The organism is Geothermobacter hydrogeniphilus, assembly GCF_002898515.1.
Classification (GTDB): domain Bacteria; phylum Desulfobacterota; class Desulfuromonadia; order Desulfuromonadales; family Geothermobacteraceae; genus Geothermobacter_A.
This window is the reverse complement of sequence record NZ_PPFX01000040.1, coordinates 1-26,364: the sequence shown is the minus strand read 5'-3', so window position 1 is coordinate 26,364 and position 26,364 is coordinate 1. Positions and strand designations below refer to the sequence as shown.

The window sequence follows — 26,364 nt, the reverse complement described above, 5'->3', positions numbered from 1 at the left end:
AGACCGAACATGTGGAATGGCCAGGACAACCTCAGGAGGGTTTCGTGTCCGAATTCAATGCCTTTGACCAGCTGAGAGATTTTTTGAAGGGGATGTTCCAGTTCGAGGATCACGACCTCGACTTCGGCATCTACCGCATCATCCGCCTCAAGCGGAAGTTCATCGAGTCCTTTATCGATGGCGAGGGAGAGGAGAGTCTGCGCGCTACCGTGATGTGGGCGCTGGGCAGCGTGCAGAACAGCCAAAGCGACGCTGCGCGCAACTGGCTCTCGGCGTTTGCGGCGACCCTGGGGAAAAAGGGGGAGGCGAAATGGGAGACGCTTGTGGCCGCCCCCGACAATCTGTCGGCGCAGGACGATTTTCGCGCGTTGCTGGTTTTGGCCGATGACCAGGAGCGCGAGCAGGCCGAAGCCCACCTCAAAACCTTCCTCGAAACCCGGCAGCTCTCCACTGAAGACCTCGAAGTGCGGGTCTACAACCACCTGCTCAATTTCTTTGAGCTTTACTACCAGAACGGTGATTTCGGTTACAACACCCGCGCCGCCAGCGCCTTCAAGGTTCCCTATGAGACCGATTACGACGGCTCCGACACCCTCTTCCACTGGAAACACAAGGACAGCTACTACATCAAGACCGGCAACGGTTTTCACAGCGTGCGCTGCGAAATCGGCGGCAAGTGGATCGAGTTCCGCCTGTGCGGCAGCGAAGATGACGCTGAAACCAGCGAGCGCAACAACAACAAGGAGAACGCCGTCAAGCAGTACCGCCTGCTCGATATTCAGCCGGTGGAGGAGACCGACGCGGAAGGGAACCCGCGTACCCTCTGGCAGGTGCGTTTCGCCCTGGCGGCGGCCTCCACGCCGAAAACCGTGCTTTACCCCCGCCTCTGGCAGGAGGTATTTGCTGAGGAAACGGAGCTGATCCCCTATCTGTATAAAAAACCGGGGAAGAATGACGACCCGCCCGGCAAGCCGCTGTTCAACGAGCTGAGCGACGATTACGACAAGACCGACGGCGGTTCGGTCAAGGGGATCGGGCAGCTGCGCCTCAAGTTCGACAAGTATGTCGAGGCCCTGGCCGGTCGCGACGAGTTCAAGGACCTCGGCAAAAACGTCGAGGCCCGTAAGGAGGCGCTGGCGCAGGACGCCACCGCCAAAGCCCTCTGGCAGCTCGATCGCAACCTCAACAAGTTCTATGTCGGCAACGATGCCGACTACTTCATCCACAAGGACCTGCTCGGCTTTCTCACCCGCGAGAAAAACCGCTTCATCAAGCAGGTGATCTTCTCAGATCTCGACGCCCTGCTGCATGCCGGCGAAGACAACGCCACGGTGCTCATTGCCCGCGCCTTTAACCAGGTCGCCGACCGGCTGATCGCCTTTTTGTCTGCGATTGAGGAGTTTCAAAAAGGGCTGTTCGAACTGAAGAAGAAGGTGGTCGACACCCACTACCTGATTTCCGTAGGCAAGATTCCCGAGGCCTTTCACGAGCGGGTCTTCGCCTGCGAAGCACAGCGGGAAGAATGGCGCGAGGTGTTCAAGGTTGATATCACGGACGCCGCACAGCTCGCCGAGCACCCGACCCTGGTGGTCGATACCAGCCTCTACCTCAAGACCGACCCCGATTTTCAGGACGATCTGCTCAGCCTGCCCGAGTTCGACAACCTCGACGAGCAGACCGACGGCCTGCTGATCAATTCCGAGAACTGGCAGGCACTCAACCTGCTGCAGGAGAAGTTCCGCGAACAGATCAAGTGCATCTACATCGACCCGCCCTACAACACCGGCGGCGACGGTTTTCTCTACAAAGACAGCTTCCGCCACTCGAGCTGGGCGTCGATGATGTTTGATCGTCTACAATTAGCGTCCTTTTTTCTGGATATGTCCGGATTAATTCTTTGCAGTATTAATGAAAAAGAACAAATGCGGTTGCAAGAGGTTCTTTCAATTCTATTTAGAAAAGGCGCAGCAGCGCCTTTTGTTTGGAAACGAAAAGCTGGTGGTGGGGACGACAGTGAAACACATGTTATAGAGCATGAATATATATTTCCAGCGTTCAAAAATATTGAACAAGTTTTAGTAAACCGCATTGAGCACGAAAGTGCGGCAATGACAGCAAAATACAATCGGTCAGAGAATGGGCGTCGTTATTACCTCGAGAGACTCGATAAAACTAGTCTTTCATATAGCGAAAGTATGGACTTCCCTATCGAAGCCCCGGATGGCAAACTGCTTTATCCGCCTCAACCGAGTCCTGATAGGCGAACCACAATATGGCGGTGGAGTAAGGACAAGGTCGAAAAAGAGCGAGATCAATTGATTTTCAACAAGGACAAAAAGGGGAATTGGCAAATTTACACTAAGACTTGGGAACCTGACCAAAGAGGCGTCACCCCAAGAAGCCTCCTGGTGGATGCAAAAAGGTATGGGCGTAATCGAGATGGCACCCAAGACCTTGCCCGTATCTTAGGGCCAAAGCTGTTTAAAAATCCTAAGCCGGTAAAATTGATTTCAGAACTTCTGGACATGTCGACAGCAAAGCATGATTTTGTAGTCGATTTTTTTGCTGGGTCGGGAACTACGGGGCAAGCTGTTCTTAGTAAGAAAGATCCCCGTCGCTTCATTCTTATCGAAATGGGGAAATATTTTGAAAGCATCCTAAAGCCTCGTGTAAAGCGGGCAGTATATTCAACTCACTGGAAAGACTGCATTCCTGCCTCCAATGATGTGCAACTTAGGTGTATTAAAGTCCAGATTTTAGAACAGTACGAAGACCTGCTCGATAACCTGGTGCCGGTCTGGGACGAGGCCACCCTGCCCAAGCAGGTGCCGGTCAGCTACTTGTTCCGCCCCGAGCAGAATCAATTGGCCACCACCCTCGACCTCGCGCGCCCCTTCTCTCAGACCCTCCGCATCGGCAAGGCGCGGGAAGTAAAGACCATCGACCTGATGGAGACCTGGTGCTATCTGCAGGGCTACTGGGTCAAGTCGCGGCGGCTCTATCGCGAGTTTGACCGCCCCTACCTGGCGGTGGAGACCACCCACGGCACCCTGGTGGTTTTTCGCGACATCGACGATGCCGAGGACGATACCGCCAACCTTAACGCCATCCTCGCCAGATATGTCGACGCACAGGGCGTCAGCACCCTGCAGCGGCTGGAGGTGAACCACGACGCCGATCTGCGCTGCCTCGCCATCGACACCATTTTGATTACCGCCGCCGATTTCATGCGGGGGGCGTCATGGTAAACCGCAAGGCGCCAAGAATCGATTCGGTCGAAATTCTTGCCCGGCTCGATTGGGCAGAGTGCGATGACCTTGAGTTCAAGTCGGCCAAAGGCGGTCTGCCACGCAGCCTGTGGGAGACTTACAGCGCCATGGCCAATACCCATGGTGGTGTCATTCTGCTTGGTGTTGAGGATGACGGCGGGGTCAGCGGCGTCGACCACCCTGAGAAACTGAAGAAGAATTTCTGGGATACCATCAACAACCGGGGCAAGGTCAGCACAAATCTGCTCTGTGACACCGATCTGGCTGAAGTGCCGCACCCTGATGGTCTGATTCTCGCTATTCGTGTGCCGCAGGCAACCCGTTATCAACGCCCGGTCTTTCTTGGCCAAAACCCGCTGACCGGAACCTACCGCCGCAATTTCGAGGGGGATTATCACTGCACGGAACAGGAAGTCGGCCGGATGCTCTCCGACCGTGCCGAGCAGCCGGCCGACAGCCGAATTATCGAGGGCTTCACCCTGGACGACCTGGACCGGACCAGCCTGCAGCAGTATCGGCAGCGTTTTGCCTCGCACAAGCCGACCCACCCCTGGTTGAGTGAGGACGATATCGGCCTGCTGACCAAGCTGGGGGGCTGGCGTCGTGACCGGCTGAGCGGCATCGAAGGGGTGACGGTGGCCGGGCTACTGATGTTCGGTTGCGATGAGGCGATCCGCGAAGCGCTGCCGCAATATCATGTCGATTACCGGGAAAAACTGTCGACTGATCCTGAAATCCGTTGGACCGACCGTTTGACTGTTGACGGAACCTGGCCGGCAAACCTGTTTCAGTTCTATCTGCGGGTGATCCAGCGACTGGCCCAGGATCTGAAGCTCCCCTTCCAGCTTGACAGTGATCTGTTCCGTCGCGGTGAGACCATCGTTCACGAGGCGATTCGCGAGGCCCTGGTCAATGCCTTGATCCATGCCGATTATCAGGGGCAGGGCGGTATCGTGGTCGAAAAGCACAAGGATCGTTTCGAGTTCTCCAATCCGGGAACGCTGTTGGTCTCCTTTGATCAGCTGATGCGCGGCAATGTCAGTGAGTGCCGAAACAAATCTCTTCAGACCATGTTCATGATGATCGGCGGCGCGGAAAAAGCCGGCTCCGGGGTCGACAAGATCCTTCAGGGATGGAATTCACAGCATTGGCGCTCGCCCATGGTCAGAGAACAGGTCCAACCGGATCGGGTACTCTGGGTGTTGCCGATGGTCAGCCTGATCCCCGAGGATTCATTGCAACGGCTGCAGGCGCGTTTTGGAGCCAGATTCGGCCGTTTCAGTGAGATTGAGATCCAGGCTCTGGTGACAGCCGATATCGAGGGAGCGGTCGATAATGCCCGAATGCGGCAGATCACTGGGCGGCACGCCAGTGACGTAACGCGTATCCTTCAAGGGCTGGTTTCCCAAGGTACTCTGCAACAGGAAGGCCAGGGGCGTTGGACACGCTATCGTTTGCCGGCTTCTGACATTCGACTTGGTGACAACGACTCCGTACATAACGGCACCGACTCCGTACGTAAGGATATTGACTCCGTACATAAGGGCGCTGACTCCATACATAAGGATTTCGACCCTCTACTCCTGAAGATTGCCGAACCGGCCAAAAATCGTCAGCGACTGCCGCCGGAGCAGATGGAAAGGCTGATAGTTGAAATCTGTCGCGGGCGCTGGCTGACCCGCCGGGAACTGGCCGGCCTGTTGCAGCGCAATCCAGACAGTCTACGGGCGCGCTACCTGACGCCCATGGTGAGCCATGGAGTCCTCCGGTTGCGCTACCCTGACAAACCCAATCGGGTGGATCAGGCCTATACGGTTGTTTCCAAGGATGAGTGATTTTGGTTGGACTCTGTGTAACGGGTATGTGACTGGTCGGCTCTTTGCCGGTCCTGTCCTTGCTTGAAATGTTGAAATCTGGAGGGATAACAATCTTGTCCTATGTGATTGTCGAGGGGTCTGCCGTGCCGTTCAGCACGGATGGGGCCGGATTTTTATGGAACTGAAACTCTACAACCGGCTGAAAAAGGAATTGCTGGCCGATTTTCATCAGCGCGCCGAAGGGCATGACCCTGACTATCAGCGCCAGGTGGAAAGCTACGCTTCCCGGCAGCACAGCGGCCTGTCCAGACCCGTGGCCCGCAAAATTCAGCAGTGGCTGGCGGATTACAATCGTCTGCTGAATACTCGCTTCAAGCTACGTTACTATCAGATTCTGGCGCTCTATTTCACCGAGCATCTTCTCAGTCAAAAAAGGGCCGGCAGGGATTTTATCGACCAGAAGGCGCTGGCTTACTGGATGGCGACGGGCAGCGGCAAGACCCTGCTGATGCACCTGAACATCCTGCAGTTCATCGACCATATCGGCGGGGTGCAGGACTTTGACGAGCTGCAGCTGATTTTGACCACGCCGGGGGTCAATCTCATTGCCCAGCATGAGCGGGAGCTGAGTGAACTGGTGCGGCAACTGAACAGGTTGTGCAACAACCGCATCAAACTGATTGTTGAAACGACGGGCGCCTTGCTCAACCGCGAGGCCGGTTTTTTCAATATGCCGGAGCATAAGCGTCTGTTCCGGCTGGTGCTGGTCGATGAGGGGCATATCGGCCTGGCCAGCGGCGGCAAGGAAAAGATTGGGGCCTTTAAGCGACTGCGAAAGGAGCTGCTGCGGCCCGAGAACAGCTTTCTCTTCGAGTATTCGGCCACCTATCACGGCATCGCCGAGCAGCATGTGCGCGAGTATGAAGAACAGATCGTCTACGACTACAACTACTACCGTTTCTTCAAAGACGGCTACGGCAAGGACTATGCCCTGCAATCTCTGAGCGACGACCGGTTTGCCGACCAAGGGAAGAGCGAGGCAGCCTTTTTTGCCGCCACTTTCGATACCCTCAAGGGCAAACTGCAGGCCCATCAGCAACTGGTCGTGAGCAAGTCGGAGGCCGGAGAACTCTCATTCGGTGGCCGGTTTCCCGACAAACCCCTGCTGGCGTTCATGGGGAACACGGTCGAGGATGCCAAGCAGGAAGGGAAAGGCAAGGACGAGGTTTCCGACATCCGCAAGTTTGTCGTCTGGCTGGCACATCTGCCGGAAGAGGAGCGGCAGCGTTATCAGATCATTTTCAACGGACAGTGCAGTGGCAGGCTGACCCTGACCCGCTCTCCGGCGGTCAAGGACGAGGTCTGGCTCTCCTGGGGGGATGGCGCCTACTGGGGGCTGATCAATGTCGGCAACGGCGACAAGTTTTTCGCCGATTGCGAGGAACACCCGCAGCTGCACAACGCTGGCGGGGAATCGCTGGTACATCTGATCAAGGCGGATATTGTCAGCCCGTTGTGCCACTTCACGGCCATTGATGATCCCGCCTCGCCGATCAATGTGTTGGTCGGCAGCCGCAAATTTGCCGAAGGCTGGAACTGCTTTCGGGTTTCGATCATCGGCCTGATCAATCTCGGCTCCAGCAAGGGGAACAAGATCATCCAGATTTTCGGTCGAGGGGTCCGCCTCAAAGGGGTGCGCGGCGATGGTAAACGGCGACATTTCGAGCACTGCGCCGACTATCAGGAGCTGCTCGAGAGCGAAACCCCGGAAAACCGCCTGCGCCGCCTGGAAACCCTCAATATCTTCAGTCTCAACCGTTCCTGGCTGGAGACCTTTCTCAAGGCGCTCGAACAGGACCTTCCCGCGATTGCCGGACCCTTCACTATCGATGTCCGGCCGAGTGTGGTGAAAGTCGGCAAACAGCAACTCTCCTTTGAGGATTATCAGCCCAAACTGCAGACCTTCAAGGTCGGCCAGTTCGAATTTGACGCCCCGTTGCGGATAACCCTCGATGCGCACGACCATAGCTGGAACTGGCAGTATCTGGCCCATGGCGAGGTTCTGGAGGGGGCACTTGTCAATCCCGGATTTACACTCGACTACCGGAGCGACCGGTCCTGTTCCGGCGAGAATCTGATTCCACAGCTGCAGGCCTGCCTGGAGCAGCCATTTTTTCTGCCCTTGACCTGGTTGCAGCAGCGCCTGGAGACCTGGTGCCGCCAGCAACGGGTTCAGCTCTATTATCAGAACGGCGCGACGTCAGAGAGACTGACCCTGAACAACCTGCTGCCGGTGGTTCGCCAGGTGCTTTACGATCAAGGTCTGTCGGATCGCTCCTGGCAGGTGGTTGAGCGCGTGTTGGACGAGGTTCAGCGGGATGTGCTGGAGAAGATTTTCCACAAGGTGCGCTATGACATCGACAGGCGCCACTACCGGTACGAGGAGGTCAGGCAGCGCGTTGCTGGTGTGCCCGGCGATTTCATTGACCGCTATTCTCTGACCTTTGAGTTCGCGAACGATCAAGAGAAACAGCAATTCGAGAATGACGCCGGGTTGCGCGAACAGCTCCAGTTGCAACTCAAGGAGGAGCAGGAGCCCTATCATATCTACAAGCCGTTGCTGGGGGAGGCGACGGAAAATCTGCTGAAGAGGTACAAGCTCAAACGCATCGGCATCACTCCGGACAAGCTCAACGCCGGTGAGCGCAAATTTCTGCGCGACATTCTGGCCTTCATCGAAACCAACTATGCCAGGGATTCGCGGGAATTCTACCTGATGCGCAACGTTGAGTCCCTGCGTTCCATCGGCCTCTACCTCGAGGGGGAGACGCGGGTTTTCTATCCCGATTTCGTTTTGTGGATCGTGGATGAGAAGAAGAAAAAGACGACGCTGACTCTGTTCGACCCCAAAGGGCAGACCGGTATCGTCAAGGACGATGATCTTGGCCTGAACAGCACGGGGGCTCTGAACGACAAAGTACGTGTCGCCACAAGCGGACAGCTGAACGAGCTGGCGAGGGAGTTGAGCCGACGCACCGAAAGGGACTGGGCGATTCATTCCTTCATCCTGCTGCGAGATTCATCCCCGCTGGGGCGCTTCAAAGGTTCGGCTCCAACGGACAAGGAGATGGAGCTTGCCGAGGCCATGATTCAAAAAGGCGTGTTGCGACTCGACTGGCACGACGAGAACGAATTGGGGCAGAAGTCGGTGAGGTTGCGTGATGGCAGCAGCTATCTGACGAGGATTTTTGAGCAACTGCTGAGTTAACGGCCTGAACCAAGAGAAAAACGAGTTATGGACCCCTACCTCTGGCAACTCCCGCTCTTATTCGCCGTCGGTGTGATCGCCGGCATCCTCAACGTGCTGGCCGGCGGCGGTTCGCTGCTGACCCTGCCGCTGCTGATCTTCATGGGCCTGCCCGGGGCGATGGCCAACGGCACCAACCGCATCGCCATCTTCTGCCAGAACATCTTCGCCATCCGCGGTTTTCGCCAGCGCGGCATGCTGCCGCTGCAGCTGGCGCTGCTCTGCACCCCGCCGGCGCTGCTCGGCAGCTGGTTCGGGGCGAATCTGGCGATCAGTCTCGATGACCAGTTGTTCAAACGTATCCTGGCGCTGATCATGATCGGGGTGATGGTCTTCACCGCCCTCGATCCGATGAAACGCTTCCGTCGGGAGGATGTTGTCTTCGGTCCGTTGCGCAAGCTGGTCCTGGTGATCAGTTTCTTCGGTGTCGGGGTTTACGGTGGTTTTGTTCAGGCCGGGGTCGGTTTCCTGGTCATCACCGCGCTGCTGGTCCATGGTCTCGACCTGGTGCGGATCAACGCCGTCAAGGTGTTTGTCATCTTCACCTACACCTTCATCGCCCTCGGGGTGTTTATCTACCACGACCAGATCAACTGGGCGCTCGGCCTGGCGCTGGCGGCCGGCAACTCGGTCGGCGGCGTGATCGGGCCGAGGCTGGCGGTGGCCAGGGGGCATGACTGGATCAAGAAGGTGGTGACGGTCACGGTGCTGGTCTTCGCCCTGAAACTGCTGCTTTTCCCCTGACCCTGCGTTCTTTCATCTCACATCCTGCCCTTGATCTGTGCCAGGATGAACAGCAGCGTCGCCGCCAGCACCACCGATGGCCCGGCCGGGGTGTCCCAGGCCAGCGAGCTGCCGATTCCGCCGCTCACTGCCAGGATGCCGACCAGCGCCGCCAGCAGCGCCATGCTTTCCGGGTTGCGTGCCAGCTGACGCGCGGTGGCGGCCGGAATAATGAACATCGCGGTGACCAGGATCAGCCCGACGACCTTCATCATGATCGCCACCACCAGCGCCATCAGCAGCAGGTAGGCGGCCTGCACCAGGTCGACCTTCACTCCCTCGACCCGGGCCAGGTCCTCGTCGGCGGTGATCGCCAGCAGCGGCCGCCAAAGAACCATCAGTCCGACCAGGGCGACCGCCCCGCCGCCGTAGATCCAGGCCAGGTCGGCCCGGTTGACGGCGAGAATGTCACCGAACAGGTAGCCGAGCAGGTCGACCCGCACCGTTTCCATCCGTGACAGAACGACCAGCCCGAGGGCCAGCGCCGAGTGGGAGAGGATGCCGAGCAGGGTATCACCGGCCAGGCGTTTGCCGCGCTGCAGCAGGAACAGCAGCAGCGCCAGCGTCAGGCAGACAAGCAACACGCCGAGAATCGGCGCCAGGTCGAACAGCAGGGCGCAGGCGACTCCGAGCAGGGCGGCGTGGGCAAGAGTGTCGCCGAAGTAGGCCAGCCGCCGCCAGACGACGAAGGAACCGAAGGGCCCGGCCACCAGGGCGACGCCGAGCCCGCCGAACAGAGCGCGTAGAATGAAGTCATCCATGGGGGTGTCCCTCGTGGTGATCGGTGTCGTGGCTGAAGAAGGCCAGGTTGTGCTGGGCCGCGGGGCCGAACAGGGTGAGAAAATCGGCGTTGCGGCTGACACTTTCCGGCGACCCGGTACAGCAGACATGATGGTTGAGGCAGACCACCCGGTCGGTGGCCGCCATCACCAGGTGCAGGTCGTGGGAAACCATCAGGATGGCGCAGCCGCGCCGTTGCCGCAGACCGGCCAGCAGCTGGTAGAGTTCGGTCTGGCCATGGACATCGACGCCCTGTGCCGGTTCGTCGAGGACCAGCAGATCAGGATTGCGCAGCAGCGCCCGAGCCAGCAGCACGCGCTGCAACTCGCCGCCGGAAAGGTTCTGTATCGCGCGTCCGGCCAGCGGCTCGATACCGGTTTCGGCCATGGTGGTGGCCAGTTGTCGCGGGCGGCAGTGGCCGGCAAGGTGCAGAAAACGTTTCACGCTCAAGGGAAAAGAGGGATCGATGTGCAGCCGTTGCGGCATGTAGCCGATACTCAGTCCCGGGAAGCGGTCAATGCGGCCCGAGGTCGGTGGCAGCAGGCCGAGGGCGAGCTTGAGCAGGGTGGTTTTGCCGGCGCCGTTGGGACCGATCAGGGTGAGGATTTCTCCCGCCGCGATGCGCAGGTCGACCCCCTCGACCAGCATCCGCCCCTGGCGGGCGTAGCTGACCTGCCGCAATTCAAGCAGGGTGCGACGGTTGTCGGCCATCCGTTTCAGTCCTCCCGGCAGCGGGAGCAGAGTCCGTGGATTTCCACCGTCTGCTGCTCGACGGAAAAACCGGCCGCTGCCGTAGCCTGCCGGATCGAACGGCTGACACCGGCCGAACTCAGTTCGCTGGAGGCCTGGCAGGAACGGCAGATAAGAAACTGTCCGGCATGGGACTCTCCCGGATAACAGCAGCCGGTGTAGGCGTTGAGCGAGGCGAGGCGATGCGCCAGGCCGACCCGCTGCAGGAAATCGAGTGCCCGGTAGACGGTCGGCGGTGCCGCCCGGCTCCCGGTCCGCAGCTGTTCAAGCAGCTCGTAGGCACCGACCGGTCGATGACTCTGCCAGAGCAGTTCCAGTACCCGGCGGCGCAGCGGTGTCAGGCGCGCCCGCTGCCGCCGGCAGAGGGCTTCGGCCCGGGCCATGGCCTGGTCGATGCACTGCTGGTGGTCGTGCGGGGTGAAGGGATGATCAGCAATCGGTTGTGACATGCGGCCTCCTGTGATATGTAACACTATAACATTTTGTTGCGAATCGCCAATCCGCTTGTCGTGGTGAGTGATTCAAAGGAGTTGCTGATGGTGCGCAGACGATTGCTGCCGGTCGCGGGATGGCTGCTGTTCTGCCTGCTGTTCGCCGCCGCCCCGGAGGCGCTGGCGGCCCCGCGCGTGGTGGTCAGCATCAAGCCGCTGGCCGGTCTGGCCGTCGCGGTTATGGCCGGCGTCGGTCAACCGCAACTGCTGCTGCCGGGCGGATCCTCGCCACACAGTTTTGCCCTGCGCCCTTCACAGATGCGGGCGCTGCACCACGCCGACCTGATCCTCTGGATCGGGCCGGAACTGGAATCGTTTCTCGCCAAATCGTTGCGGGATCCGAACCTGCGGACAAAGACCCTGCAGTTGACCAAGCTGCCCGGCATCAATCTGCTGCCGGCCCGCAAAGGTGGTTCCTGGGGAGAAGATCCGGACGAGGAGCACCGACATGGCGGCATCGATCCCCACCTCTGGCTCGACCCGGCCAATGCCCGGCAACTGCTCAATGCCCTCAGCGCCCGGCTGATCCAGCTTGACCCGCGGCATGCCGCCCGCTACCGGGCCAATGCCGCGGCAGAAAAGCGGAAGATCAGCGCGCTGCAGCATCGCCTCAAGCAGCAACTCGTTCCGTTGCGGCAGTCTTCCTACCTGGTCTTTCACGATGCCTACCAGTACTTTGAACAGGCCTTCGGCCTTCACCCCCTCGGCGCTCTGGCGATCCACCCGGAACGGGCGCCGGGAGCGCGCCGGATTCGTGAAATGCGCCGTCAGATCAAGAACCGCAACGTGCGCTGCGTCTTCAGCGAACCGCAGTTCGAACCGCGCCTGGTGGCGACCCTGATCGAAGGGACCGGCGCCCGCCACGGTGAACTCGACCCGATCGGCGCCACCCTGCCCGATAGCCCGGACAGCTACCTCGCCCTGCTGCAGGGGATGGCCGACAACCTGCAGGCCTGTCTCGGGCAGTAGCAGGCTGAGCAAGCAAATTATTGTCTCCCGGCGCAAAGAACCCGCCGGGACTTGTCTTCTGCCCGATGAATGCAATAATTTCAAAGGCATGACATCCTTGTTGCAGCAGACCGAAAGGATCCTATGGAAACCTGGGGAGCCAACCTGTTGGGCAGCGATATCCTGATGGTGACTGTCAAGCTTCTGCTGGCGGCCCTGGCCGGCGGCATGATCGGCATGGAGCGGGAACGGCATGGCCGCCCGGCCGGGCTCCGTACCCACATACTGGTCTGCGTCGCGTCCTGCCTGATGATGGTCATTTCCGAGGTTTTCGTAGTCAAGTACGGGGCTCTGGACAGCAATTCGATCCTCCGTCTCGACCCGGCCCGGACCGCCGCGCAGATCATCTCCGGCATCGGCTTTCTCGGAGCCGGGGTGATTCTGAAGGAAGGGGTCAACGTCCGCGGCCTGACGACCGCCGCCTCGTTGTGGATGGTCGCCGCCCTCGGCATGGCCTTCGGCGTCGGTCTCTTCATTGTCGGCGGCCTGTCGACCTTTCTTGCCCTGATGAGCCTGGTCTGGCTGAAACGCTTCGAGCCGGTTATCAAGAAAGATCGCTACACCAACCTGAAAGTCACGGCCGTTAACCGCCCGGAACTGGACCGGGAGATTGAACAGCTGTTCGCGGAACACCGCCTGCGGATCGTTTCCGCCAAAATCGGCGTCGATCTCGAAGCCGGAGAAATTTCCCTCGAATATGTGATCACCAACCACCACCGCTGGATCGGCCGTGAACTGATCAGCCGCATTTCCGGCATGGAAGGGGTGCGACGTATCGGCTGTCGTTGAAAGAGGCCTGCGCCGATAACGACTTTCAGCCATCCACCCTTGCCGTTGCCGGCATTTCCCGCTATCTTGAGAGCGGTCATTGACGACCGGACTCTTTCCCAGGAGGGGAACATGCTCGCCAAAATCACCTCCGGTGCCCTGCTCGGCATCGATGCCTACCCGGTTGAAGTCGAAGTCGATATTGCCCAGGGGTTGCCCCAGTTCGCCACCGTCGGCCTGCCCGAGGGAGCGGTTAAGGAGAGCAAGGACCGCGTCAAGAGCGCGATCAAGAACTCCGGCTACGAGTTTCCCGCCCGCCGCATCACCATCAACCTCGCCCCCGCCGACATCAAGAAGGACGGCGCCGCCTTTGACCTGCCGATGGCGATCGGCCTGCTCAGCGCCACCGGGGTGGTCAAAAACGGCAACGCCGGCCGTTACGTGCTGCTCGGCGAACTCTCCCTCGACGGTCGCGTCAAGCCGGTGCGCGGCGCCCTGCCGGTGGCCGTCGCCGCCCGCGACTGGGATGTCGACGGCCTGATCCTGCCGCGGGAAAACGCCGCCGAAGGGGCCATCGCAGCCGGTTCACCGGTCTACGCCGTCGAGGACCTGGGCCAGGTGGTCGATTTTCTCAACCGCGAACAGGTTCTTGAGCCGGTGGTGGTCGACCCCGCGCTGTTGCAGGCCGAAAGGGTTTCCGGCGAGGCCGACTTCGCCGAGGTCGCCGGCCAGGAGCAGGCCAAGCGGGCGCTGGAGATCGCCGCCGCCGGCAGCCACAATGTTCTATTAGTCGGCCCCCCCGGTTCCGGCAAGACCATGCTCGCCCGACGGGTGCCGACCATCCTGCCGTCGCTCGCTTTCGAGGAGGCGCTGGAAGCGAGCAAGATCCACTCCATTGTCGGTCTGCTGTCTCGCGAACAGGCGCTGCTCAGTTCGCGCCCCTTCCGTCATCCTCATCACACCATCTCCGATGCCGGGCTGATCGGTGGTGGCAGTTATCCCAAGCCGGGAGAGGTCTCCCTGGCCCATCGCGGTATTCTCTTCCTCGACGAACTGCCCGAGTTCAAGAAGAATGTGCTGGAGATGCTGCGCCAGCCGCTGGAAGACGGCCAGGTCACCATCAGCCGCGCCGCCACCACCCTGACCTACCCGGCCGATTTCATGCTGGTGGCGGCGATGAACCCCTGTCCTTGCGGCTTTTTGGGCGACCCCCAGCACCCCTGCTCCTGCACCCCGCTGATGACCCAGCGCTACCGCAGCCGCCTCTCCGGACCGCTGCTCGACCGCATCGACCTGCACATCGAGGCGCCGCGGGTCGCCCACAAGGATCTCGCCGCGACCTGCAGCGCCGAATCATCCGCCGCCATCCGCGCCCGGGTCGAGGCGGCGCGGCAGATTCAGCGCAAGCGCCTGGAACCCTTCGGCCTGCACACCAACAGCCAGATGCAGGCCCGGCACCTGAAACAGTTCTGCCGGTTGGACGCAGAGGGAGAAAAACTGCTGGAGATGGTGGTTGACCGATTGGGCATGTCGGCGCGCAGCTACAGCCGCATCCTCAAGGTCGCCCGCACCATCGCCGATCTTTCAGGGGAAGATGACATCCGCCAGCCGCACCTGGCCGAGGCGGTGCAGTACCGGGGGCTGGATCGGAAGCTGGGGTAAGTGCTGAGAAAATACTTAAATGTTGATGACAATAGATGTGGGTTATTGACCGGATTTTATAACGAATGGATATTCGACACGGAGTGGTTTATTCAGGGTTTATTCAGGGTTTATTCAGGGTGTTGTGAGATGCCAGTTTCCAGAATTTGACCTTATTCCTGAATCGGTGGGTCCCTTGTTGGCGGACAGCACAAGTCATTGATCTACCTGAGCTTCCCAAAAATCACCAGCGAACCTATGGGTGCGCTTCAGATTTTTGGAAATCTCATTCAGACCAAGCACTTGCACTCCCCATCCAACAGGAACTCACTGATTCAGGTTATTGCTCTCACATCGCCATGAGAATATGCGGCCGACGCTCGGTGTTGATACCATAGATCGATTCTTTCATCGCACACTGGTTCCTTCATCCCAATACTTGATGAGGGGGTAGATGAAAAACTCGATGATGCGTCTTTTTCCAACCTTGATTTCAGTGGTGACACTCATCCCGGTTGTCAACGACGTTGGAACACCATCGACCAGCAGAGACGTTTCCAGCGGTTCGACATAGGCTTCGTAAACCAAACCGAGACGGTCATCGTCGACACTGTCCCGAGCCACCTGCAGCAGCCGGCCGTTCAACATGCCGTACTTTTGAAAATCGAAGGTGTCGACCTTGATCGCGACCTCCATGCCGGGGTGAACGTAACCCACGTCGCGGTTCAAAATCCGGGACTTGATCACCGGTCTGGAATCGGCCGGCACCAGGGTGGCGAGCTTTTCGGCCGGAGTCACCACCCCGCCGATGGTGTGGACAAAGAGTTGCGCGACATAGCCGCGTACCGGAGCCCGGATCTGCTGCCGGGAGTTGACGAATTCAGTTCGTTCGATTTTTGATGTCAGGTAAAGTGATTCCTGCCGTTTCCGGGCCATCTCGGTCAACAGCCGGTTGCGATTCTCCTCTTCGATCAACCGGATCTGCTCCTGAACCTGCCCGCGGGACGCCTCCAGTTCCTCCACCTTGTGCCGGGCAGTGATCTGCCGGCTGTTGTAGGCCGCCACATCGGTCAGTGCCCGGTCGTATTCGTCCCTGCTGAGCAGATCCCGCACCGGCGTGATCCGGTCGAGGCGGTCGCGGCCGACCCGCAACAGGTAATCGGCCTGTTCAAGAGACTGTTGCGCCGCGGCAAGCTGTTGTTCGATCTGGGCCAATTCCTCCTGTTTAACCTGAACCTGTTTCGCCAGCGTCTCCTTTGCGGAAAGATACAGTTTCCTCTGGACCTCCACGATCTCGTCATCGTAGAGGTTTTGCGAAGGAGTAAAGTCTGTTCCCGTCAACAAGGCATCAAGGCGCTTAAGTTCAAGGGCCACCCGTTTCCGGTCGGCCTTCATCGAGGCCAGTTCAGGTTCGGTCTCGGTCGGGTCGATCTCCATCAGCACCTCGCCGGCTTCAACTCTCTGGCCCGGCTTGACCAGAATCGCCCTGACCACGCCACTGGTCAGCGGCTGGACCTCCTTGACCTCGCCGGCGGGAATCACCTTGCCGCGTGCTGAGACCACAACGTCGACCCGGCCGAAAAACATCCACAGGACACTCAGCAGCAGGGCCGCGAGAATGGTCCAGAAGATCAGACGCCCCAGGGGATTGAGCGGTTCCTCTTCAATTTCGACCAGCAGCGGTTTGAACTGGTGATGATCGTTTCGGGTTCGGAACATGTTCAGGCCTGTTGACTGTGCAGGTGATGATAATAATCGCCCTGGTTCAAGAGTTGTTCGTGGGTCCCCGATTCAACCACCTTGCCCTGTTCCATGACCAGAATCCGGTCGCAGTCGCGAATCGTCGACAGCCGGTGAGCAATGATCAGCGTGGTGCGCCCCTGCCTGATGGCCCGCATATTGTCACGAATGATCCTTTCCGATTCGTAGTCGAGGGCGCTGGTCGCCTCATCGAAGATCAACAGCCGCGGTCTGGTGATCAACGCCCGGGCGATGGCGATCCGCTGCTTCTGACCGCCGGAAAGGGAGCCGCCACGCTCGCTGACCCGGGTGTCGTAGCCTTCGGGCATGGCGGAAACAAATTCGTGCGCTCCCGCCAGGCGGGCCGCTTCGAGGACCAGTTCCATCGGGGCGTCGGGACGGGGCAGGGCGATATTGTCGCGGATGGTGCCGCTGAACAGATAGTTCTCCTGCAGCACCACGCCGATATTGTGCCGCAGCCAGAACGGATTCATGTGCCTGACATCGATCCCGTCAATGAAGATTGCCCCTTCGTTGGGGATGTACAGCCGCTGCAGCAGTTTGGCCAGAGTGCTCTTGCCGCTGCCGCTGCGTCCGACAATCCCCACGCATTGCCCCGGTTCGATGGTCAGATCGACCCCGTCGAGCACCCGGGAACCGTTCGGCGTGTACTGGAAGCTGACATTTTCAAAACGGATCTGCCCCCGCAGGCTGGGCAGGGTGATGGCTTTGTCCGAGGGGGTTTCCAGGGGTTGGTTGAGAATATCGCCCAGCCGGTCGACCGACAGCAGCGCCTGCTGAAACTCGTTCCACCGGTTGGTCAGCCGCAGCACCGGCCCGGTGAACTGGCCGGCAAACATCTGAAAGGCGATCAACTGACCGATGGTCATCTCGCCCTGCAGCACGGCCCTGACCCCGAGGTAGAGAATGGAGATGGTCATCAACCGCTGCAGAGACCCGGCCACCGCGCCCGAGATTTTGGACATATTCGCGAGGCGAAAACTGGAGCGGACATACTGACCCAGATGGTCCTCCCAGCGTCTCTGCATCGCCCCTTCGATGGCCAGGGACTTGACCGTCTGCATGCCGGTGACCGATTCCACCAGGTAGGAGTTGGAGGCGGCCCCCATCTGGAATTTCTGCTTCAGCCGGCGCCGCAGTTCCGGGGTCACGGTCAGGTAGAGGAGCGCGATCACGGTGACAAAACCGAGCGCCACCAGGGTCAGCTTGACACTGTAGAGCAGCATCACCACCACGAACACTCCGGAGAAGAAAACATCGATCAGCACGCTGACCGCCTTGTTGGTGATGAACTCCCGAATGGTATCGAGTTCCCTCACCCGGGCGGCGATATTGCCGACCTGGCGCGACTCGAAGTAGCGAAACGGCAGGCCGAGCAGGTGCCTGAACAGCTTGGCGCCCAGCTTGGCGTCCAGTTTGCTGGTGGTGTGGATGAAAATGTAGTTCCGTGCAATATTCAAAAGCAGTTCAAACAGCACCACCGCCAGAAAAGCAACCGCCAGGACATCGAGGGTCGAGAGGCTGTGGTGGACGAGAACCTTGTCGAGGATGACCTGGGTGAACAGCGGCGTCACCAGTCCGAACAGCTGAACCACGAAGGATCCGAGCAGCACCTCAGCGATGATGCGGCGGAATTTGCCGATCTCCTGCAGAAACCAGCGGAACCCGAACCCGGAGTGGGAGGATGATTTGCGATGACTGAGAACCAGGCAGCTGTCCATCTCCGCCTGCAGGCTGTCGGCATCCATCTCGGTAGTGTTCTTTTCTCCCGGAGTCAGCAGCAGTGCCCTGCCGGCCACCGGATCGACCTTGAGCAGCACCCGGTAACCGCCTGAGTTCAAGATCGCGATGGCCGGCAGAGGATAGCCGGAAGCCAGCTTTTCGAGGGAAAGGCTCTTGCGCCTGGCCCGAAACCCGAAAACTTTGGCGATCCGGATCAGTTCCTCAGGGGCGAGTTCGTCCTGCAGGCCGAACTCGCGGACCACCGCCCGGGCATCAAAATCCACCCGATTGATGCGGGCCACGACTTCCAGAGCCAGCAGGCCGCCGATCATGACCCGGCTTCCTGCCTGAGGATGGCCAGGCGTAACAGGTCCCCCTGTTGCCGGGTTCGTTTCAGGCTCTCTTCCCGGTCCGAACCCAGGCGCTCGATCCGCTTTGCCAGGATTGACGGGGTGTCGAGCAGTTTCCGGCTGCCCAGGCGGGTGATGGCGTCATCCACTCCTTCGGCTCCTTTTGAGCGTTGTTGTTGATGGGTGATCCGGGTCGGCATCTGCCGGGCAAGGTGCTGCAGGGTGGCAACCTCCCGTTGCAGTTCGGCGATGCGTTGTCGGCGCTGCCATCTCAGTCGCCGGATCTGTTCATCCAGCTTCGCCACCTGCAATCGGTCGCGGAACCCGGAAAAGAACTCCCACTGGACCGCCACCGCCAGGGTGGCATCGCGCCCGCTCAAGTCGTTCAGGGCCTGCCAGCCGCTGTCCGCGTCGGCACCGTACCAACGGTAATTGCCATACAGACCCACAGTAGGAAACATCGAACGCCCGGCCGCCTCCCGTTGCGCCCGCAACTGCGCCAGTTCTTCATCCAGTTCCCGAATCTCGGGCAGACGGCTCACATCAACGGGGTTTTCGATCCCGGTCTCGGGATTCGGCAGAGGAGCCAACAGCGTGTCGCGCCAATCGTACGTCCGTCCGGTCAGCATGGTCAGGGACTCCAGGGCCGCGTGAAACTGTAACTCCAGGTCATCCATGCGGGTGACCTCTTCCGCCAGGGCCAGGGCCGCCTCCCGCACCCTGGCCTCATCGATGGTACCGGCCTGCCGCAGACGGTCGAGCGCCCGGTACAGCTGTTTACGGGCGGCCAGAATCTGTTTCCGGATGCTGAGATCGGTCTGGGACCGCACCCCCTGCAGGTAGCTTTCCAGCACCTGCAGGCGTAGCGCGAGTTGCTGTTTCTGCCGCGCCTGCTCGGCGGCGCGCACCCCGTGACGGGCCTTTTCCACCCCGGCTTCCCGGACGCCCGCGTCATACAACAGCAGGCTCCCCGAGAGACTGAACGCATTGCGCCAGGTCGAAAGGTCGGTGGCCCCGATCGAATCACCGATGGTGACAGCCTCACCGTCGGCATTCAGCGCCCAGGCGTAGCCGGTGTCATAGCGCAGCGACAAGGTCGGGAAATAGAGCGATCCGGCTTCCTGCTGTTCAATTTTTTTCAGAGCAAGATCACTTCCGGCCACTTTCAGGGCAAAAGAGTGCTCCAGGGCCTGCCGCTGAACACTGACAAAATCGATAGTTTCGGCCGTGGCCGGGAGAGGGCTTCCCAGCATCCGGAGAATTGTCAGAAGGGAAAGCAGAAACACCCCCTGACACCGGAGACGGATCGAAAAAACAACCACTGCAACACCACCTGAAAGGAGTACCTGAATCAGTGAGTTCCTTGTCGGCGGAGAGCACAAGTCATTGACCTGCCAGAACTTCCCAAAAATCACCAGCGAACCTGTGGGTGCGCTTCAGATTTTTGGAAACCTCTTTCAGGCCAAGCACTTGCACTCTCCATCCAACAGAAACTCACTGATTCAGGGAATATCCCGCCGGCCGGTCACGCCGGCCGGCAGCAAAACTCAAAACGTGCTATGCGGAGTGCCAGGAGTTTGCGACCACGGTCATCAGCGTGTCATTCTGACGCACGTCGCTGAGGGTATCGAGACGGATTCCCTCCTGTACGGCATAAGCGGACATCTGCTGAACAATGCGCTGGATATCGTCGGTCTGCAGATAGCGGCCGTCATCGAGAACAATTTTCTCCAGAGCGCCGGCGCGGCCGTCAGCAAAAAAGTCCTCGACCACAATCCGGTCACCGTTGCCGTAGCCGACCTTCAACTGCTCGCCGTCGCGCAGCAGCGCCACGTCGCCGGCCTCGACATCGGCGCCGAACAGGATGCTGTCGCCGGCCGCGCGGCGCCCCTCCTCCAGTTCGATGCGATCCCGGCCGTCACCGGTATGGAACAGGTAGCGGTCGGCACCGGCGCCGCCCTCAAGCCGGTCGTTGCCGACGCCGCCGACCAGCAGATCGTTGCCGTAGCCGCCGGCAAGCCGGTCATCCCCGGCACCGCCATAGAGCCGGTCGTGTCCGGCGTCTCCCGCAAGGCGGTCATCGCCCCGCTGGCCGTAAAGCCGGTCGTCGCCCAGTCCGCCTGCGACCCGGTCGTCGCCGCCCCGGGCATGAATGACATCATCCGCCGCCCCGCCTGCGATCCGGTCGGCGCCGCCGGTTCCCCGTTGTCTCTCGGTCGCCACCAACAGCTCCTCGGGGGCCAGGCGGCTGCCGTCGGCAAACCTGATCTCGTCCAGGGAATACGCGCCCTTGTGCATCACCACATCGATCCCTTCGTCCAGCGTGGAGCCGTGCCGGTCGCGCAGACGGATGCGGGCGATCTTTTCCCCCCGCTTCCTGACCAGGCGAATCGCCACATCGTCGCGATCGATCCCCGGCGCCAGCCGAAGCCGGTTGGCGCCTTTGCCATCCTCGATCCGGTCGATGCCGTCACCCCGGGCAAACCAGTAGATATCATCGCCGGCGCCGCCCTTGAGCAGGTCATTGCCGGCACCGCCGACCAGCAGGTCGGCCTCCCGACCGCCGCTCAGCCGGTCGTCACCCGAACCGCCGAACAGCCGGTCCGCGCCGGCACCGCCGTAGAGCCGGTCGTGCCCCAGCCCTCCCGCGAGCAGGTCGTCGCCGGCCTGCCCGCGCAGCAGGTCATTGCCGCGGCCGCTCAGAACCAGGTCATCACCTCCCCCGGCCTGAATCGTGTCATCGGTGGCACCGGTTCGGATGCGATCCCGGCCGGCCGTTCCCTGCCGGGTTGCGCGGGCCACGATCAGCTCGTCCGGCGCCACCTGTTGCCCGTCGGCAAATTCAATGCTCCCGATCGGCAGGCTGCCGGCCTGCATCACCAGGTCAATCCCCTCGGCCAGGGTCTGCCCCCGGTCATCGAGCAGACGGAGCTGGGCGATGGTCCGGCCGTTGTCCTCGACCAGGTGGATGGCGACATCCCCGCGGCCGATCCCCTCAGCGAAGCGGATCCTGTTTCGCCCCTTGCCGTCCTCGATTCGGTCCAGCCCGTCACCGCGCCGGTAGAGATAGACGTCGTCGCCGGCACCGCCCTTGAGCAGGTCATTGCCGCCCCCGCCGGACAGCAGGTCGTTGCCGCCGCGGCCCCTGAGACGGTTGTTGCCGCGATTGCCGACAAGGAGGTTGTCAGCGGCGTTGCCTGTACCCCGCAGGTTGCCGGATCCGGCCAGGGTCAGGGCTTCGAGGTTCTCACCGAGACTGTAGCTGACCGCCGCCTCGACCCGGTCATAGCCCTGATCGGCGAATTCGATGATGGTGTCATCGGGGTTGTCGACGATGTAGCTGTCATCCCCGACGCCGCCGAGCAGGGTGTCGGCGCCCAGTCCGCCGTCGAGACGATTGTTGCCGCTGTTGCCGACCAGCCGGTTGGCCAGGTCGTTGCCGGTGCCGTCCAGGTTGTCGCTGCCGGTCAGGATCAGTTCTTCGACATTGTCGGTCAGGCCGTAGCTGATGGAACTGAAGACCCGGTCGTAGCCGCCGCCGGGCTGCTCCTCAACCTGGTCGGTGACATAGCGGGTGATGACAAGATCGTCGTAGACCAGAGCGGATCCCGACCGTCGGTGGTCGCCATGCCGATGATCGTCCCCGTGGTCATGGTGCTCCCGGCGGTTCTCATCGTCCCTGCCCCGACCGTCATGGCAGGGGTTGCCGCCATCATGATCATCATGCCCGCCCCGGGCTTCCCGGCCGTCGTCACGGTCTCTGTCGCCATGTCGATGGACGTGACCCTCATCGTCGCTGTCCCGTTTCCGGTTTCCGTGGCCGCTGTCCCCGTCATGGTCCCGTTGAACATGCTCCCGGACGGCATCGCCATGCGTGTCTTCGCTCCGGTCATGACCGTCATGGTCCGATTTCCATGCCCTGTCCCCGTCACGGCCCTTGCGGTCCGGTTCCCCGGGGTGACTGCCGGGCCCGTCATTCCAGTTGTGTTCATGTCCGGGCGGCGGCGGATCCTCGCCGTTGCCGACCCCTTCGTTGCCCCGGCTGTGGTGATCGTGATCATGGTCGTCATCGTCGCAACCGGCCCCCCGGCCGGGAGGAGTTGTGCCGTCACTGCCGGGGATGACGGTGACGACCTTGTAACCGTCGACGTAATAGCTGTCGTCGCTGCTGCCGCCTGCCATGGTGTCGATCCCGGTTCCGCCGTCCAGCAGGTCGTTGCCTGAACCTCCGTCGAGGATGTCTGTTCCGGCGCCGCCCTGAAGCTGATCGTTGCCGCTGCCGCCGCTGATAATGTCGTCGCCGGCACCGCCGTCCAGGATATCGTCATTGCTCAGTGCGCCGCCGTATCCGCCGCCATAGGGATCGTAACTCCCGCTGGGTCCGTCATCGCCGCCGTAGAGGATGTCGTCTCCCTCACCGCCGAGCAGCACGTCGTCTCCGGATCCGCCGTCCAACTGGTCCTTGCCGGCACCGCCTTCGAGATGGTCGTTGTTGCTTCCCCCGCCGGTGTCGACCCAGTAGCCGCCGTCGACATAATAGCCGCCGCCCCGGCCGTCATCGCCGCCGTAGAGGATGTCGTCTCCCTCACCGCCGAGCAGCACGTCGTCTCCGGATCCGCCGTCCAGCTGGTCATTGCCGGCGCCCCCGTCGAGGTGGTCGTTGTTGCTTCCCCCGCCGGTATCGACCCAGTAGCCGCCATCGACATAATAGCCGCCGCCTGAGCCGTCATCGCCGCCGTAGAGAATGTCGTCGCCCCGGCCGCCGAACAGCAGGTCGTCTCCGGATCCGCCGTCCAGCTGGTCATTGCCGGCACCGCCGAAAAGCTGGTCGTTATTGGTCGGGGAGCCGCCATAGACTTCATCAAAGCTGTCGCTGCCGCCGTAGAGCAGATCATCCCCACGGCCGCCACGCAGCAGATCGTCGCCCGCGCCGCCGTCCAGGTCGTCATTGCCGGCTCCGCCGTACAGCTGATCGTTGCCGCCCCCCCCATCCAGCCGGTCATTGCCGCCGCGTCCCTTGAGCTGGTTGTCAAACTCATTGCCGACCAGCCGATTGTCCTCGGCGTTGCCCACGCCCGTGTGCGCGGCGGGACCGATCAGGGTCAGCTGTTCAACATCTCCGCTCAGGGTGTAGTCGATCCGGCTGTCAACCCGATCGTAACCGCCCCCGGCCGTTTCAATCACCTGGTCGGCGCTGTTGTCGACCAGGTAGGAATCGTTGCCCGTGCCGCCGACAAGCAGGTCGGCGCCGAGACCGCCATTCAGGGAGTCATCGCCCGCGCCACCCTCCAGGCGGTCGTTGCCTGCGCCACCCTCCAGGAGATCCTGCCCGTCACCACCGAGCAGCTGGTCTGCGCCGTCACCGCCGGAGAGTTGATCATCTCCGGCCAGGCCTTCGAGGCGGTTGTCGACGGCATTGCCGACCAGCCGGTTGTCCAGCTCGTTGCCGGTCCCTCGCGCTGCCGATCCCGTCAGGGTGAGGTCTTCGACGTTGGCCCCCAGGGTGTAGTTGATGGAGGAACGAACCTCGTCGGTCCCTTCGCCGACCAGCTCTTCGACCCGGTCACCGGCATCATCAACCAGGTAAATGTCATCGCCCTGGTTGCCGCGCATGGTGTCCGCCCCGCTGCCGCCGTCGAGCAGGTCGTTGCCGGCCCTGGCGATCAGGGTGTCGTCGCCCGCCAGACCCCGCAGGCGGTCATCGACACTGGTGCCTTCGATAACATCGTCACCTGCGGTGCCGCTCAGGTCGAAGCCACGAGCCAGCAGCTGCTCATAGCTTAAAACCGTGCCGTCGGCGAACTCGAAGCGGTCGATGGCGTATTGGGAGAAAACGTCATCGGGATTGAAGTTTTCGATGTGGATTTCATCGCCGTCGGCGCCGGTGCGGATCAGCAACGAGCCGAGGCCGAGGGTCAGGCTGTCGCTGCTGATGCCGGGGCCGAAGCGCAGGGTGTTGCTGCCGGCGTCGAGAATGGTCAGAAGGCCGTCGCCGCGGGCATACAGATAGCTGTCCTGTCCGTCACCGCCGTCGACGATGTCGGTGCCGGCACCGCCGTTGAGCAGATCCTGCCCGTTGCCGCCGTGGAGGACATCGTTGCCGGCACCGCCGGTCAGCAGATCATCGCCCTCGCCGCCGTCGAGCAGGTCGTCACCGGCATCGCCGTACAGGCTGTCGTTGCCGGTGCCGCCAGACAGGCTGTCCGCGTCATCGCCACCAAATAACTGGTCGTCACCGCTGCCGCCGTCGAGTTGATCGTCGCCGCTGCCGCCGCTCAGAGTGTCATGCCCGGCATCCCCCTGCAGCCGGTCATTGCCGGTATCGCCGTAGAGCAGGTCGGTGTCGTCACCGCCTTTCAGGGTATCGCTGCCTTGGCCGCCGTAGAGGATATCGGTTCCCGCTCCGCCCAGCAGGGTGTCGGAGCCCGCCATGCCGTAGAGAGTGTCGTTGCCGTCGCCGCCGTCGAGATAATCATCCCCCCGGACCGTCGCGGGCGTGTCATTGGCCTCTCCGTAGAGCTTGTCATCACCGCTGCCGCCGACCAGGGTGTCGGAACCGCCGTTGCCGAGCAGGACGTCGTTGCCGGCACCGCCGTCGAGATAGTCGTCGCCATACAGGCCGGCGGCCAACCCCCCGGCATCACCATCGAGGAAATCATCGCCCTCGCCGCCGTACAGCGCGTCATCGCCGCCGGCACCGATAAGGGTGTCTTTTCCGGCGCCGCCGTAGAGCAGGTCGTCGCCCTGGTCGGCGTCCGGCGTGTCAGCGGCTTCGCCGTAGAGGCTGTCATCCCCGCTGCCGCCCAGCAGGGTGTCATCGCCGCCGCTGCCGACCAGGGTGTCGTTGTCGGCACCGCCGTCAAGAACATCATCGCCGCCGTTGCCGATCAGGAGATCGTCCCCGCTGCCGCCGTCGAGATAGTCGTCACCCTGTTGCGCCGCCGGGGTGTCGGAGCTGTCGCCGTACAGTTCGTCCGTACCGTCCCCGCCGAGCAGAATGTCGGCGCCGCCGCCGCCGAGCAGGATATCGTTGCCGGCCTCGCCGTCGAGGTAATCGTCGCCGCCGATCTGCTGGCCGGCACTGTCTCCGGCCAAGTAGTCATCGCCGGCGCCGCCGAACAGAGAGTCGGAACCACCGTCACCGAACAGCCGGTCGTTGCCGTCGCCGCCGTCGAGAAAGTCGTTTCCGTGCAGGGCCTCGGCCACCACGTCGACACTGTTGTCACCGACGATCAGGTCGTCCCCGTCGCCGCCGAGAATCATGTCGGCCGCTTCGCCGCCCCAGGCCTTGTCGTTGCCGGCTTCGAGGTACAGGGTGTCGTCGCCGCGTTCTCCCATGACGACATCGTTGCCGGCGCCGGCGTAGATGGTGTCGTTGCCGGCCTCGGTACTCGACTCGGTTTCGACATGGGTGGTGGTGTAGCGATAGCCTTGGGTGTTCCCTCCACCGAAGGTTGTCTCCTTGAGAGTCCAGTCGCGCCAGCTGCCGTCGGGGCTGTAGCTGTTCCAGTCGCCGCCGATGTAGTCGTCGCCGCCGCCGGAGACGATCAGGTCGTCACCGTCACCGCCGGCGATCAGGTCGTTGCCGGCGCCGGTGAAGATCTGGTCATTGCCGGCCTCGGCGTCGACCCACTCCCCCTGCTGACCGGTGCCGGATTCGCCGGCCCCGGCGGCAATGAAATCGGCCGCCGCGCCTTGGCGGTCGCCGTAGATCCGGTCATCGCCGCCCGAACCGTACAGGCCGTCGGCGCCGTCACCGCCTTCGAGGATGTCCTCTCCACCCTGGCCGCCGAGGTAGTCGCGCCCGGCGCCGCCATCGGCGCTGAGGTTGCCGACCGTGCCGGAGGCGTAGAGGTCGTCATCGCCGCTGCCCAGGTCGATGACATGGTCGCCGCCGGCCGTGATGTTGATCCGGTC

At 61.5% G+C, this 26,364-nt stretch carries 14 protein-coding genes; 7 read left to right on the top strand and 7 right to left on the bottom strand.

What is annotated here, in order from left to right:
• Positions 1–44 precede the first annotated feature (44 nt).
• The 4 genes from C2E25_RS14265 to C2E25_RS14250 all read left to right on the top strand — a co-directional run bounded on the left by C2E25_RS14265 (position 45) and on the right by C2E25_RS14250 (position 9,137).
• Positions 45–3,248 (top strand): site-specific DNA-methyltransferase, encoded by a 3,204-nt coding sequence (locus tag C2E25_RS14265; protein WP_103116399.1) that lies wholly within the window; start codon positions 45–47, stop codon positions 3,246–3,248.
• Positions 3,242–5,104 carry an RNA-binding domain-containing protein gene (locus tag C2E25_RS14260; protein WP_103116398.1) on the top strand — a complete coding sequence of 621 codons (1,863 nt, stop codon included), beginning with the start codon at positions 3,242–3,244 and terminating at the stop codon, positions 5,102–5,104. The genes C2E25_RS14265 and C2E25_RS14260 overlap by 7 nt, the downstream gene beginning before the upstream one ends.
• 157 nt (positions 5,105–5,261) lie before the next feature.
• Positions 5,262–8,354 carry a DEAD/DEAH box helicase family protein gene (locus C2E25_RS14255; protein WP_103116397.1) on the top strand — a complete coding sequence of 1,031 codons (3,093 nt, stop codon included), beginning with the start codon at positions 5,262–5,264 and terminating at the stop codon, positions 8,352–8,354.
• Between the two features lie 27 nt (positions 8,355–8,381).
• Complete coding sequence (locus C2E25_RS14250) at positions 8,382–9,137, top strand: sulfite exporter TauE/SafE family protein (protein WP_103116396.1); 756 nt, start codon at positions 8,382–8,384, stop codon at positions 9,135–9,137.
• Positions 9,138–9,154: 17 nt separating this feature from the next.
• Here the strand turns inward: C2E25_RS14250 and C2E25_RS14245 are convergent, their stop codons facing one another.
• The 3 genes from C2E25_RS14245 to C2E25_RS14235 are packed head-to-tail and all read right to left on the bottom strand — an operon-like array spanning position 9,155 to position 11,155.
• A complete protein-coding gene (locus tag C2E25_RS14245) occupies positions 9,155–9,937 on the bottom strand; it encodes an iron chelate uptake ABC transporter family permease subunit (RefSeq protein WP_103116395.1) in 783 nt (260 codons plus the stop codon).
• Complete coding sequence (locus C2E25_RS14240) at positions 9,930–10,667, bottom strand: metal ABC transporter ATP-binding protein (protein WP_103116394.1); 738 nt, start codon at positions 10,665–10,667, stop codon at positions 9,930–9,932. The genes C2E25_RS14245 and C2E25_RS14240 overlap by 8 nt, the downstream gene beginning before the upstream one ends.
• A 5-nt stretch (positions 10,668–10,672) precedes the next feature.
• Entirely contained in the window at positions 10,673–11,155 is a 483-nt protein-coding gene (locus tag C2E25_RS14235) for a Fur family transcriptional regulator (RefSeq protein ID WP_103116393.1), read from the bottom strand.
• Between the two features lie 87 nt (positions 11,156–11,242).
• Between C2E25_RS14235 and C2E25_RS14230 the strand changes: the two genes are divergently transcribed.
• From C2E25_RS14230 to C2E25_RS14220, 3 genes are all read left to right on the top strand, one after another.
• Positions 11,243–12,166, top strand: a complete 924-nt coding sequence (locus tag C2E25_RS14230) for a zinc ABC transporter substrate-binding protein (protein ID WP_103116392.1) — start codon at positions 11,243–11,245, stop codon at positions 12,164–12,166.
• 123 nt (positions 12,167–12,289) lie between these two features.
• On the top strand, positions 12,290–12,994 hold the full coding sequence (locus tag C2E25_RS14225) for an MgtC/SapB family protein (protein WP_103116391.1): 705 nt from the start codon (positions 12,290–12,292) through the stop codon (positions 12,992–12,994).
• 111 nt (positions 12,995–13,105) lie between these two features.
• Complete coding sequence (locus tag C2E25_RS14220; protein WP_103116390.1) at positions 13,106–14,635, top strand: YifB family Mg chelatase-like AAA ATPase; 1,530 nt, start codon at positions 13,106–13,108, stop codon at positions 14,633–14,635.
• 387 nt (positions 14,636–15,022) lie between these two features.
• On the opposite strand, the gene C2E25_RS14215 is transcribed toward C2E25_RS14220, so the two are convergent.
• The 4 genes from C2E25_RS14215 to C2E25_RS17350 all read right to left on the bottom strand — a co-directional run.
• Positions 15,023–16,333: an HlyD family type I secretion periplasmic adaptor subunit gene (locus tag C2E25_RS14215; RefSeq protein ID WP_103116389.1), complete on the bottom strand. Its 1,311-nt coding sequence runs from the start codon at positions 16,331–16,333 to the stop codon at positions 15,023–15,025.
• A 2-nt stretch (positions 16,334–16,335) separates the two neighbouring features.
• Positions 16,336–18,429: a peptidase domain-containing ABC transporter gene (locus C2E25_RS14210; RefSeq protein WP_103116388.1), complete on the bottom strand. Its 2,094-nt coding sequence runs from the start codon at positions 18,427–18,429 to the stop codon at positions 16,336–16,338.
• Complete coding sequence (locus C2E25_RS14205; protein ID WP_158247276.1) at positions 18,426–19,700, bottom strand: TolC family protein; 1,275 nt, start codon at positions 19,698–19,700, stop codon at positions 18,426–18,428. The genes C2E25_RS14210 and C2E25_RS14205 overlap by 4 nt, the downstream gene beginning before the upstream one ends.
• A gap of 304 nt (positions 19,701–20,004) precedes the next feature.
• A partial coding sequence (locus C2E25_RS17350; RefSeq protein WP_199177441.1) for a calcium-binding protein occupies positions 20,005–26,364 on the bottom strand: 6,360 nt, incomplete at its 5' end.